This window comes from Streptomyces sp. NPDC051105, from assembly GCF_040682795.1.
GTDB lineage: Bacteria > Actinomycetota > Actinomycetes > Streptomycetales > Streptomycetaceae > Streptomyces.
Window position 1 is genome coordinate 559,552 of record NZ_JBFBBR010000004.1, and the last position, 12,921, is coordinate 572,472.

Annotated in this window: 10 protein-coding genes; all 10 read right to left on the reverse strand. The window is 71.8% G+C overall.

Translation table 11 applies throughout. The features are described from left to right. Positions 1–65: 65 nt before the first annotated feature. The gene (locus tag AB0N16_RS13300; protein WP_365796052.1) at positions 66–992 is read right to left on the reverse strand and encodes a dihydrodipicolinate synthase family protein; all 927 of its coding nucleotides are present in this window, start codon (positions 990–992) and stop codon (positions 66–68) included. After that, positions 992–1,990 (reverse strand): ABC transporter ATP-binding protein, encoded by a 999-nt coding sequence (locus AB0N16_RS13305; protein WP_365796054.1) that lies wholly within the window; start codon positions 1,988–1,990, stop codon positions 992–994. Before AB0N16_RS13305 ends, AB0N16_RS13300 begins: the two co-directional genes overlap by 1 nt. Continuing rightward, entirely contained in the window at positions 1,987–4,029 is a 2,043-nt protein-coding gene (locus AB0N16_RS13310; RefSeq protein ID WP_365796056.1) for a dipeptide/oligopeptide/nickel ABC transporter permease/ATP-binding protein, read from the reverse strand. The genes AB0N16_RS13305 and AB0N16_RS13310 overlap by 4 nt, the downstream gene beginning before the upstream one ends. Next, the gene (locus tag AB0N16_RS13315; RefSeq protein WP_365796058.1) at positions 4,026–4,985 is read right to left on the reverse strand and encodes an ABC transporter permease; all 960 of its coding nucleotides are present in this window, start codon (positions 4,983–4,985) and stop codon (positions 4,026–4,028) included. Before AB0N16_RS13315 ends, AB0N16_RS13310 begins: the two co-directional genes overlap by 4 nt. Positions 4,986–4,989: 4 nt before the next feature. Then, positions 4,990–6,585 carry an ABC transporter substrate-binding protein gene (locus AB0N16_RS13320; protein ID WP_365796060.1) on the reverse strand — a complete coding sequence of 532 codons (1,596 nt, stop codon included), beginning with the start codon at positions 6,583–6,585 and terminating at the stop codon, positions 4,990–4,992. Between the two features lie 236 nt (positions 6,586–6,821). Continuing rightward, positions 6,822–7,769: a hypothetical protein gene (locus AB0N16_RS13325; RefSeq protein WP_365796062.1), complete on the reverse strand. Its 948-nt coding sequence runs from the start codon at positions 7,767–7,769 to the stop codon at positions 6,822–6,824. Further along, on the reverse strand, positions 7,766–8,299 hold the full coding sequence (locus AB0N16_RS13330; protein WP_365796063.1) for a SigE family RNA polymerase sigma factor: 534 nt from the start codon (positions 8,297–8,299) through the stop codon (positions 7,766–7,768). Before AB0N16_RS13330 ends, AB0N16_RS13325 begins: the two co-directional genes overlap by 4 nt. Positions 8,300–8,554: 255 nt before the next feature. Then, positions 8,555–9,736, reverse strand: coding sequence for a sialidase family protein (locus AB0N16_RS13335; RefSeq protein WP_365796213.1), 1,182 nt, complete (start codon positions 9,734–9,736; stop codon positions 8,555–8,557). A gap of 294 nt (positions 9,737–10,030) precedes the next feature. After that, entirely contained in the window at positions 10,031–10,726 is a 696-nt protein-coding gene (locus AB0N16_RS13340; protein WP_365796065.1) for a TerB family tellurite resistance protein, read from the reverse strand. Between the two features lie 185 nt (positions 10,727–10,911). Further along, positions 10,912–12,633 carry a 2-isopropylmalate synthase gene (gene leuA / locus AB0N16_RS13345; protein WP_365796067.1) on the reverse strand — a complete coding sequence of 574 codons (1,722 nt, stop codon included), beginning with the start codon at positions 12,631–12,633 and terminating at the stop codon, positions 10,912–10,914. Positions 12,634–12,921: the final 288 nt, after the last annotated feature.

A 12,921-nucleotide genomic window follows, 5' to 3' on the forward strand; every position in this document is an offset into this window, starting at 1 on the left:
ATCACTGAGGTGGCGCTGCGTGCCTAGACTCGGCCGGAGTCTGTCCCGGACCCCGGCGCGGCCGGCTACAGCAGCCCCGCTCCCGCCAGGAACTTCCCCACGCACTCGGTCTCCGCCTGCGACAGCGGCACCTGCGGTTCGGCCGTGGCCGGGCAGCCGATCACCCCCCGCAGGTGCAGCGCCGTCTTGAACGCTCCCAGCGCCGCCGAGCTGCCGCCCATCCGGGCCGGGTCCCCGGCGCCGGTCATCCGGAAGAGCCCGCACAGCCGCTCCTGCTCGGCCCGCGCCCGCTCCCAGTCGCCGGCCCGGCAGAGCCGGTACAGCCGGACATAGCCGTCCGGGTCGACGTTGGCGAGACCCGGTACGGCCCCGTCGGCGCCCAGCGCGAGGGCCGAGTCGACGGTCAGCTCGGAGCCCGTCAGCGCGCTGAAGCGGGGCAGGCCCCGGCTGCCGGTGACGACTTCGCGGAAGGCCGCCAGGTCGCCGCTGGAGTCCTTCAGCCCGGCCAGCACCCCGTCGGCGGCCAACTCGAGGACCAGGCCGGCGGGGAGCTTGGTGTGGACGGCGGCCGGAATGTCGTAGGCGATCACCGGGACGGGCGAGCGGCCGGCGACCAGGCGGAAGTGGCGGGCGATCTCGGCGGGGTGGGTGCGGGTGTAGAAGGGCGCGGTGACGACGACCGCGTCCGCGCCGGCGGAGGTGACGGACTCGACGTGGTCCAGGACCCGGGGGGTGGTCATGTCGATCACGCCCGCCAGCACCGGGAGCCGCCCGGCCGCGTGCGTCACCACGGTCTCCGTGACCAGCCCCCGCTGCCGGTCCGTCAGATACGCCGCCTCCGACGTCGAACCGAGGACGAACAGGCCGTCCACCCCGGCCGCCACCAGATGGTCGACGAGCCTGCGCAGGGACGGGACGTCCACCTCGCGGTCCGGTGTCAGGGGGGTGCAGACGGGCGGTACGACACCGGTCAGCGGGGTGGTCAGGGTCATCAGGTCTCCGTGGGCAGGCGGTGGCTCGGCTGGTCCTCCTGCACAGGATGGTGACAGCGGTAGCGGTGACCCTCGCGTGACGCGGCCGTGAAGTCAGGCATGCGGACGGCACACTCGTCGTCCGCCTTCCAGCAGCGGGTGCGGAACGGGCAGCCGGACGGCGGCCGGGTGGCCGAGGGCACCGGACCGGTGAGCGGGATGGGGTCGATCGGGCGGAGCAGGCCGGGGGTGGCCGAGAACAGGGCCCTGGTGTACGGGTGCCGGGCGTGCCCGGTGACCTCGGCGGCCGGGGTCTCCTCGACGATCCGGCCCAGGTACATGGTGATCACCCGGTCGCTCATCCGCCGTACCGTCTGGATGTCGTGGGAGACGAAGACCATGGCGAGGCCGAGCCGCTCGCGCAGGTCGAGGAGGAGGTTGAGGATCTGGGCGCGGACCGAGACGTCCAGGGCGCTGGTCGGTTCGTCCGCCACCACCAGGTCGGGGTCCAGGGCCAGTGCCCGGGCGATCGCCACCCGCTGGCGCTGGCCGCCGGAGAGCTGGCCGGGCAGGGCGTCGGCGAGGGCCCGGGGCAGTCCGACCAGGCCCATCAGCTCCCGTACCCGCTCCTCCCGTTCGGCCCGGGTACCGCGCTCGTGGACGTCCAGCGGGTCACGGAGGACACGACGGACCGGCAGCCGGCGGTTGAGGGCCGTCGACGGGTCCTGGAAGATCATGCCGGTGCCGGCGCCGACGGTCGACCGGCGTTCGGCCCCCGGCATCGCCCACAGGTCGCGGCCGTGGACGGTGACCGTGCCGGCGGTCGGCCGCTGGATGCCGACCAGCACCTTCGCCAGCGTCGACTTCCCGCACCCCGACTCGCCGACCACGCCGACCGTCTCGCCGGGCGCCACGGTGAGGTCGGCGCCGGTCAGCGCGTACACCCGGTCCCGGCCGAACACGCCCCCACCGCGGGCCCGGTGGACCACGTGGACGCCCGACAGCTCCACCGCGCTCACGTCACCGCCTCCGTGCTCGCCAGGTCGACGGCCGGGTGGTGGCAGGCCGCGGTGTGGAGGCGGGAGCCGACGAGGTTGGGCGGTGTCGTACGGCAGATCGCGCTCGCCGCCGGGCAGCGGTCCGCGAAGCGGCAGCCCGCCGGGAAGTCGGCGGGGGACGGCACCACGCCCCGGATCTGGGTCAGCCGCTCGGCCCCGGACTCCAGCGACAGCACGCTGCCGAGCAGGCCGCGCGTGTAGTGGTGGGTGGGGGCGGCGACCAGCTCCGCGGTGACGCCGCTCTCGACGATCTGTCCGCCGTACATCACCACCACCCGGTCGGTGACGTCCGCGACCAGGGCCAGGTCGTGGGAGACGAGGATCAGCGCGAAGCCGAGTTCCTCGCGGAGGCGCAGGAGGAGTTCCATCACCTGGGCCTGGACGGTGACGTCGAGGGCGGTGGTCGGTTCGTCGGCGATGATCAGGCGGGGGTCGCGGGAGAGGGCCATGGCGATCAGGACGCGCTGGCGTTGGCCGCCGGAGAGTTCGTGGGGGTAGCTGCGGAGCGTTCCACCGGGGTCGAGGCCCACGAGGGCGAGCAGTTCGGCCGGGGTGTGGTGGCCGCCGCGTCTTGTCAGCTGCTTGAGCTGGGCGTTGACGGTCATGGAGGGGTTCAGGGAGGACAGGGCGTCCTGGTAGACCATCGCCAGTTCGTGGCCTAGGAGGCGACGGTGGGGGGTGGTGAGGTCGACCGGCGAGGGCGGGCCGGTGGGGGTTGCTCGCGCCCGCGCGGCGGTAGCCGCATATGTGATGCTGCCCCGCGCCCCTGACGGGGCGCTCCACGCGGCGGCGTTGAAAAGAATCTCGCCCGTCACCCGTGCCGTCCTCGGCTGCAGGCCCATGATCGTCAGCGCCGTCAGGGACTTGCCGCAGCCCGACTCCCCCACCAGGCCCAGCACCTCACCGGGATGCACCTCGAAGCTGATGCCGTCGACGATGTTCACGCCCCGGTGGCGGTCGGGGAAGCCGATGGCGAGTCTCTCCACGGCCAGTACCGGTCGGCCGCCCGAAACGGGGGGCCGGGCCCGGGCGCGGAGTCGCTCCCCCGCCTCCGTCAGGCCGGGCAGCTCCAGGACCTCGCCCCGCTCGACGGCCTCCACCGGATCGGCCTCCGTCGGCTCCACCTCCCTCGGCGCCGGTGACGCCCACGCGTCCGAGACGCCCTCGGAGAGGATGTTCAGGGAGAGGACGGTGAGCAGGATCAGCAGGCCGGGGAAGAGGGTCGCCCACCAGCCTCCGGTCAGCACCATGTTCCTGCCGTCCGCGATGACGCTGCCCCAGGACGGGTCCGGGGGCCGGACGCCCGCGCCGATGAAGGACAGGGACGCCTCGAAGACGATGGCCTCGGCGACCTGGACCGTGCAGAAGACCAGGACGGGGGCGGCGCAGTTCACGGCCACGTGGCGGAGCACGATGTGCGGGGTGCGGGCGCCGATCACGCGTTCCGCGGTGACGTAGTCCTCGCCGTACTGGTCGAGGACGTTCGCCCGGACCACGCGGGCCACCGGTGGGGTGAAGAGGAAAGCGATCGCGCAGATCAGGACCGTGATGCCGCCGCCGAAGACGGCGACCAGGACGGCGGCCAGCGCGATGCCCGGGAACGCCATCACCACGTCCAGGCAGCGCATCAGCGTCTCGTCGACGCCCTTGCGGGAGGTGGCCGCGAGCGCGCCGAGCAGCGCGCCGGCGACCAGGGCGAGGCCGGTGGCGCCGAGGCCGATGGCGAGGGACCAGCGGGCGCCGTACATCAGCCGGCTGAGGATGTCCCGGCCGAGGCTGTCCTGGCCCATCCAGTGGCCGGCGGAGGGGTGCCCGGTGCCGTCGGCGGGCGCCTGCTGGGCGAGGGGGTCGTCGGGGGCCAGCAGGGGGGCGAACACCGCGACCAGGACCACCAGCGTCAGGAAGGCCAGGCCCGCCTTGGACAGCGGGGACAGCCTGCGCAGCCGTACGCCTGGACGGGCCAGGGCGGTGGTGAGGGCCGCGCGGGTGAACGTCGTCATGTCGCCTCCCTCAGACGGGGGTTGACCAGCAGATAGAGGACGTCGATGACGAGGTTGACGACGACGAAGCCGGTCGCGGTGGTGAGGACCACGCCCTGGACGACGGCCGGGTCGCCGTTCTGCACGGCGTCGATCATCAGCTTGCCCATGCCGGGCAGGGCGAAGATGGTCTCGATGACGACGGCGCCGCCGAGGAGGTAGCCGACCCGCAGGCCGAGCACGGTCAGCGGGTTGACGAGCGCGTTGCGCAGGACGTTGCGGCCGACCACGACATGGGGCGGCAGGCCGCTGCCGATCGCCGTGCGGACGTAGTCCCGGTCGAGTTCCTCGACCACCGAGGTGCGGACGATCCGGGTGAGCTGGGCGGCGACCGGGAGGGAGAGCGCGAGGGCGGGCAGGGCCATGGTCTTCAGCCAGCCGGTGACGGAGTCCTCCGGGTTGATGTAGCCGCCGGACGGGAACCAGCCCCGGTCGACCGCCAGGTACTGGATCATCAGCAGCGCCAGCCAGAAGGCGGGGGCGGCGACGCCGACGAGCGAGAGCACCCGGATGACCTGGTCCGGCCAGCGGTCCCGGTGGATGGCCGCCGTGACGCCGCCGGCCAGCGCCAGGACGACCGCGATGCCGAGGCCGAGGAAGGTCAGCTGGAGAGTGAGCGGCAGGGCGGTGACGACCTGGTCGAGGACCGGGGTGCGGGTGAGGGCGCTGGTGCCGAGGTCGCCGTGGAACAGGTCGCCGACGAAGTGGACGTAGCGGACCGGGAGCGGGTCGAGGAGGCCGTTGCGCTCCCGGAAGTCGTGGAGCTGGCGCGGGGTGGGGTTGGCGCCCTGGAAGAACGCGGACGCCGGGTCGACGTCGGAGAAGCGCATCACCAGGAACACGAACAGGGCGATGCCGAGCAGCAGCGGCACCAGCAGGGCGACGCGGCGCAGCAGGATGCGCAGGACGGCGTTCATGCCGTCAGGCCCACTTGGCCGTCAGGACGTTGATGCCGGGGTAGGGCTGGGCCCTTATGCCGGTGAGCCTGCGCGGGTCCCAGGCGGTGATCAGCTCGTTGTGGACGACCGGGTAGAGGACAGCCTGTTCGGCGACGACGTCGATGTAGTCCTGGATCATCGTCTTCTTCTTGTCCGGGTCCGGTTCGCGGGTGGCCGCGTCCATGTCCTTGAAGAGCCGTTTCGCGACGGCGTTGTCGGCCCATCGGGCGTAGCCCATCCAGAGGTTCCCGGGGCCGTAGTTGTAGTGCATGACCAGGTCGGCGTCGAGGCCGAACTGGTTGGGGTTCGAGACGGCGGCGACGACCTGGTAGTCCTGTTTCTGGTCCATCTTGGTGAACACGGCCGTGGTCTCCTGCGGGGACAGGGTCGTGGCGACGCCGATCGCGTCCCAGGACGACTTGATGGTGGGCAGGCAGTCGGCGATCCAGCTCACGTTGACGGCGAGGATGTTCACGTGGAGCCCGCTGACCCCGGCGGCCTCGAGGAGCGCCTTCGCCCGGCCGGGGTCGTAGTCATAGACGGTCTTCGCCCTGCGGTAGCCGGGGTTGGTCTCGTTCAGGAACGAACTCGCCGCCTTTCCGTGGCCCTTGAGGGCGACCTCGATGATCTTCGCCTTGTCGATGGCGTGGTGCAGGGCCTGGCGGACCCGGACGTCGTCGAAGGGCTTGTGCCGGGTGTTGAACATCAGGAACAGGTTGTTCATCCCGGCGCCGCCGCCGACCGACAGGCCGCCCTGTTCGAGGCGGGTGATGTTGGCGTAGGGGATGTTGTCGGAGATCTGCGCGCCCGCGTCGACGCCGGAGATCCTGGCCACGCGCGAGGCGGCGTCGACGATCGTCAGCCAGTTCATCCGCCGGAAGGCGGGCTTGCGGGGGCCGTTGTAGCCGTCGTACGCGGCGAAGGTGGTGTTCGACTTCGGGTGGTGTCCGGTCTGCCGGTACGGTCCCGTGCCCACCGCGAGTCCCTTGATCGCGTCGTCCCAGGCGCCGGGCCGGGAGAACACGTGCTCCGGCATGATCTTGGCGAGGGTGAGGCGGGCGATCCCGTCCGGGAAGGGGAACCTGAGGACCAGGTCGACGGTCCGGGCGTCGATCTTCCGGGCCTCCTTCAGCCAGCTCGCGAAGAAGCCCTTGGCGAGGGTCTGGGTGCCCGGGTCGAGGATCCGGTCGAAGACGAAGACCACGTCGTCGGCGGTGACCGGTTTGCCGTCGTGGAAGGTGGCGCCCGGGCGCAGGGTGAACCGCCAGGTGGTGGCGTCCGGGTCGGCGGGCAGCCGGGTCGCCAGCGCCGGATAGGGGGCGCGGGTGATGGGATCCGTGTCGGCGAGGCCCTCGTAGATGTGGTTGTTGGCGGCCATCGCGAACGCGGACGCGGTCTGGGTCGGGTCCCAGCTGCCGTCGTTGCCGTAGCCGATCACGGCCGTCAGGGTGCGGTCGGAGCCGCTGCCGCCGAGGTCGATCGTGGACTTGGGGCCACAGGCCGTCAGCGAGGCGGCCGCCCCCAGGGCGCCGACGTGTTTCAGGAACGTCCTGCGGCCGTGGGTCGCCTCGTCGCGCACGGTGCCTCCAGCGTGGGGGAAAGGAGACGTCGGACGTCCTGTGTAGCGCGACCATAAGAGGGCGTTTGGGGGCGGTCAAGGCAGCGCACACGAATGGCGTAAACCATCAGAGGTCGGACCAATGGCGGCGCGAGAGGGCAGCGGAAAGGGCAGCGGACGGCGCCGGCCACCGGGGAGGTGACCAGCGCCGGAGGGGCTGTGCGGGGGCGGTCGGCCGGGCGGCCACCGCGGCGCCGTCAGGGCAGCGTCTTCTCGTAGGATCCGTCCTGGTCGGAGTCGTAGACGAGCTTTCCGGTCCCGTCGTAGCCCCTGAGGCGGGGTGCCTCGGTGACCTGCCGGTGCAGGGTGCCGGTGGCGACGAACCAGCCGTGGTCCAGGACCGCCTCGCCCTTGCTGTCGCCGTAGGACACGGTCATCCTGGCCACCGAGCTGCGGTAGCCGCCGATGACCCCCCAGCGGAACGGAAGCTTCCAGTTGCCCTTGTCGAGGTACGACTGCTGGTACAGCTTGCCGCTGTTGATGTCCGGGATCACCGGCATGGCCGAGTCGCCGAAGGGGTCCCCGGTGCTGGTGTTCAGCCCGGCGGCCTCGCCGCCCTTGATGTCGCAGATGAGCCGGGCCGCCGTCGGCTTCTCGCGCACCGCGACCACGAAGTAGCCGTCCCCGGGGGCGTTCGAGTCGCCGGTGCTGCGCATCGCCAGGATGATCCGGTAGTCGGCGGGTCTGCCCAGGTCGGTGTAGGACGGGTCCTTGGGGAGCCGGTTCGCCTTGTTGTAGTCCAGGCACTTGCCGAGTCCGCCGGCGGCCTGTTCGAAGGTGATCCCGTCCAGGAGCTGGCTCGCGGAAGCCGGCCGCGCCGGGTCTGTCGGGGTGGCCGACGGTGTCGGTTTCGGTGTCGCCGTCGGGCGCGGGCTGGACCGCACGGTGGGACTCGGGCCGGCCGGGCTCGTCGTGGTGCTGCCGCCGCCCAGCGCGTGGGCGCCGACCGGTACCGCCGCGAGGGCCGCCAGCGCCGCCCCGCCCACGGCCAGACGCCGTCGCCGGCGCTCCAGCACGCCCCGCCGCCGGATCTCCGGGTACGGCACCGGTGACGGCCTGAGTGCCGACGCGTCCCCCGCCAGCAGCGCCCGGACCCGCTCCTCGAAGTCCGGCTCGGCCTCCGCGCCCTGCTTCTCGCCGCTCACCTGGTGCCTCCCTGTCCGGTTCCCGCGTGGCTCATGGTCTGCGCGAGCCCCGGAAACGTACGCAACTTCGCCAGGCCCTTGGACGCCTGGCTCTTGACCGTGCCCGGGGAACAGCCGAGCACGTCGGCGACCTCCGCCTCGGACAGGTCCTCCCAGTAGCGCAGCACCACCACCGCGCGCTGCCTGGGCGGCAGTTCCGCCAGGGCGGCGAGCAGCGTGCCGCGCTCGTCGGCCCGGGAGACCGCGTCGTCGTGCTCCGCGCGCTCGGGCGGGGCGGCGGTCAGCGACTCGGTGACCCGCCGTTTGCGGAACCGGTCGCTGTTGCAGCTGACCAGCATGCGGCGCACGTACGCCTCCGGGCGGTCGGTCCCGGAGACCCGGCGCCACGACCGGTACGCCTTGGCCAGCGCGGTCTGCGTGAGGTCCTCCGCGTGGTGCGGGTCGCCGGTGAGCAGGTAGGCGGTCCGTACGAGATGGGACCACCGCGCTCTGACGAATTCCTGGAACTGGGCCTCGAGTTCGGCCTGCATCAGCCACCCCCTCGCCCTCCAGACCACCGGCCGGCCCCATTCGGTTGCCCGGTTCATGGCAACGGCCGGTTCAGGGCGGGGGCCGATTCACAGCGGGGGCCGGTTCACAGCGGGGGCCGGTTCACAGCGGGGGCCGGTTCACGTCGGGGGCCGGTTCACGTCGGGGGCCGGCTCCCGCGGGGGGCGGCTCCCGCGGGGGGGGCGGCTCCGGGCGGGGGGCGGCTCCGGGCGGGGGGGGCGGCTCCCGGCCACGGCTCACTCCCGGGGCGCCGCGACCCGCCGGAACTCGATCGTGTCGTACGCCGTCCGCGTCCCCGTCTCGTACAGCACCCCCACCGTGCTCCTGTCCACCTGGACCAGGTCCGAGTAGGCCGCCTTCCGGCCGGACAGGGTGAGGAGCTTGTCGAAGCTGATGCCCTCGTCCGTGCTGGTCCACAGGGCCATGGCCTGGCGGGCCGTCGGGATCGAGGGGGCCGAGAAGAGCAACGGGGCTCCGAAGCCCTGGAGTTGGAGGACCGAGCCCTCGACCACCGGGACCCGGCTCAGGGTCGGCTGGACGGTGTACTGCGCGTCCAGGGTTTCCGCGCCGTCGCTCGACCAGGCGTTGAGACGGTTGCCGGGGCTGGTGCCGTTCTGGTCACGGGCGTTGAAGTAGAGGCGCCCGTCGGGGAGTTGGGCGGCGGTCGTCTCGTTGGCGTTGTCGCGGCCGGTGTAGGAGTCGTCGACGAAGCCGAGGTGCCAGCTGCGGCCGCCGTCGTCGCTGTAGATCGCGTGACCGCCGTAGTACCTGGCCTCCCGGCCGGTGTCGGAGGAGCCGGGGCGCGGTGGGCCGGAGTGGTCGGCGGCGACGACCAGACGGCCGCGGTGCGGTCCCTCGGTGACGGCGACGGCATGGCCGGGGCCGGTGGCGTACCAACGCCAGCCCGCGGGTTTCACCTGGGCCGTGATCTCCCGCGGGGCGGTGAAGGACCGGCCGTCGCTCCGGCTGCGCTGCACGAACACCCGGCGGCTCTGCTCCTCGGTGACCTGGCCGCGCATGATCTGGTCCTCGCTCACCGAGCCGTCGTTGTAGGAGGTCACCAGGACGACGTCGCCGGTGCGCGGGTCGACGACGGGTGCCGGGTTGCCCCGGGTGTTGCCGTTGCCGTCGGTCACCACCTGGAGCGGGCCCCAGGTGCAGCCGCCGTCGGAGGAACGTCTCAGCACGACGTCGATGTCACCGCTGTCGCCGGCGGTGGTGTGCCGGCCCTCGGCGAAGGCGAGCAGGGTGCCGTGCCACGTGCGGACGACGGCGGGGATGCGGTACTGGGTGTAGCCGCCCTCGCCGGAGGCGTACGGCACCGCGGACTCGCAGGTGGCCGCCCAGGCCCTGGGTTCGACGGCGAACGCCCCGAGCAGCAGGGCGGCGGCGAGGGAGATCCGGCTCACGCGGGTCACAGGAGACACATGGCTCACCCTTCCATGTTCCTCCCCGCCGCCTTCACGGCATCCCCGCAACGGCCGAACGGGTCACGCTGTTTGGCACACCGTCAGGTCCCGGGCGGGGCCGGGCGGGGGCCGAGGGGGGCGTACGGGCCATACCCCGCAGACGGCTCGGGAGGGCGTACGGGCCATGCCCCGCAGACGGCTCGGGAGGGCGTACGGGCCATACCCCGCAGACGACCCAAAAGGGCGTACAGGCCATGCCCGCGGACCGCTCAGGAGGCTGCGCGGGCCGTGGTCCGCCGCGGTTCAGGAGGGGGTGCGGGCCGCCGCCAGCAGGCGGGTCACGTCGTCGGCACAGATGGTCAGGGCCGCGCCGACCGTGCCGAGGACCTCGCGTTCGGCGTTGGTGTAGGGGCCGTCGGCGAGTGCGATCCGGGCGCCCTGCAGGAGCAGGGACTCCCGGCCGGCGGGGGCGAGGTGCGGGGCCAGCGGGTCCAGGGCCTCGTGCAGCTCTATCGCGAGGCCCGCCCCGCACGGCTGCTCGAAGAGCCGGCCGGTGTCGGCGGCGAGCGCGTCGACGAGCGCGCTCAGCTGTTCCTCCGTGACGTCCTCGAAGCCGGCCGCGCGGACCGTGGCCGCGGCCACCTCCAGGGACGTACGGGCACAGGCGCCGCCCGCGGCGAGGAGGGCGAGGGCGACGGTGTGCACGGCGTCGCGGAGCATCGCCGAGAAGCGGGAGGTGGTGGGGTGGTCGAGGACGTCGGTGCCGTAGTGGTGACGGCAGGCGGCGCACTCCACGACCGGCCCGGTGGTGCCGCGCGGCAGCACGGGTACGCCGAGCAGGGTGAAGCGGCGGCGGCCGGTGAGCCGCTGGTAGTTGCGGTCGCCTCCGCAGCCGGGGCAGAAGAACTCGCCGTCGCCGACGGGTGTCCATGCGGTGCGGGTGCCCAGAATGCGGGCAGGCCTGGCGGTTCGGCCGTCTCGTCCCCGAACTGGCAGCACGTCGCACCTCCTTAACGCCGTGGCAACATCGCCACCGCTGGCGTGATGTTAGCCACATCGGTGAGGTGGAGTCAGTACCCCGTACGAGACCTTTCCGTGACCTCCACGGTCGGATGGCCGGTAAACGACGGGGCCCCGATCGCCGTACAGCGCGATCAGGGCCCTTAAACCGCCGGTCAGAGCGGTTATCGCGTGGCGCGGTTGACGGCGGAGACGACCGCCTTCAGCGACGCACGCGTCGTGTTCGCGTCGATGCCGATTCCCCACAGAACCTTGTCGTCGATCGCGCATTCGATGTAGGAGGCGGCCTGCGCGGAGGCGCCCTCGCTCATCGTGTGCTCCTGGTAGTCCAGGAGCCGTACGTCGATGCCCAGCCCCTGCAGCGCGTCGAAGAACGCGGAGATCGGGCCGTTGCCGGAGCCGGTCAGGACGGTGTCCTCGCCGTCGACGGTGGCCTCGACGGTGAGGGTGTCCACCCCGTCGGTGTCGGTGGTCGACTGCCCCGTCCGCACCTGGATACGGCCCCAGGGGTTCTCCGGGTTCGGCAGGTACTCGTCCCGGAAGACCGACCAGATGTCGGAGCCGGTGACCTCGCCGCCCTCGGCGTCCGTCTTGGCCTGGATGAGCTTGGAGAACTCGATCTGCATCCGGCGCGGCAGGTCCAGCTTGTGGTCGTTCTTCAGGACGTAGGCGATACCGCCCTTGCCGGACTGCGAGTTGACCCGGATCACGGCCTCGTAGGAGCGGCCGACGTCCTTCGGGTCGATCGGCAGGTACGGGACGGCCCACTCGATGTCGTCGACGGTGACGCCCTTCGCGGCCGCGTCGGCCTCCATGGCGTCGAAGCCCTTCTTGATGGCGTCCTGGTGGGAGCCGGAGAAGGACGTGTAGACCAGGTCGCCCACGTACGGGTGGCGCGGGTGGACCTCCATCTGGTTGCAGTACTCCCACGTACGACGGATCTCGTCGATGTCGGAGAAGTCGATCTGCGGGTCGACGCCCTGCGAGAACAGGTTCATGCCCAGGGTGACCAGGTCGACGTTGCCGGTGCGCTCGCCCTGCCCGAACAGGCAGCCCTCGACGCGGTCGGCGCCGGCCATCAGCGCCAGCTCGGCGGCGGCGACGGCCGTACCGCGGTCGTTGTGCGGGTGGATGGACAGCACGACGTGCTCGCGGCGGGAGAGGTTGCGGTGCATCCACTCGAAGCGGTCCGCGTGCGTGGACGGCGTCGAACGCTCCACGGTGGCGGGCAGGTTGAGGATGATCTCGCGGCCCGGACCCGGCTGGTAGACGTCCATGACCGCCTCGCAGACCTCCAGCGCGAAGTCCAGCTCGGTGTCGGTGAAGATCTCGGGGCTGTACTGGTAGCCGAACTCGGTCTCGGGGCCCAGCAGCTTCTCGGCGTACTCCATCACCAGGCGGGTGCCGTCCACCGCGATCTGCTTGATGTCGTCCTTGGAGCCGCGGAAGACGACCCGGCGGAAGACCGGGGCGGTGGCGTTGTACAGGTGGACGGTGGCCCGCCGGGCGCCCTTCAGGGACTCCACGGTCCGCTCGATCAGGTCCTCGCGGGCCTGGGTCAGCACGGAGATCGTGACGTCGTCCGGGATCGCGCCCTCTTCCTCGATGATCGAGCGCACGAAGTCGAAGTCGGTCTGGCCGGAGGCCGGGAAGCCGACCTCGATCTCCTTGTAGCCCATCTTCACCAGCTGGTCGAACATCCGGCGCTTGCGCTCGGGCGACATCGGGTCGATCAGGGCCTGGTTGCCGTCGCGCAGGTCGGTGGAGAGCCAGCGGGGTGCGGTGGTGATGCGCTGCTGGGGCCAGGTGCGGTCCGGGATGTCGACCTGCTCGTAGCGGCCGTACTTGTGCACCGGCATGGTGGTGGGCTGCTGGCGGTTCGCCATGATTGCGGGGCTCCTCAGGGTGTCCGGAAGGACGGCCGACGACGCAACGCGAAGCTCCGCGGGGAGGGAGTCGACCTGGACTACAGGCCCTCGCCGCGGCAGCTAAGAAGAAGCAGCCCGAAACGCATGATGCTCCGCATGCTAGCCGAGCCCCCTCCGGACGCGGGGCGCCGTATCAGTATGCGGGACCGCTGGGATAAATGAGACAAAAAGTGCGCTATACCACTCCCCCTCACGGAGAGTGGCCAATTGTCACCGTATTTCACCAATCATGGTTGCGGCTAGTGA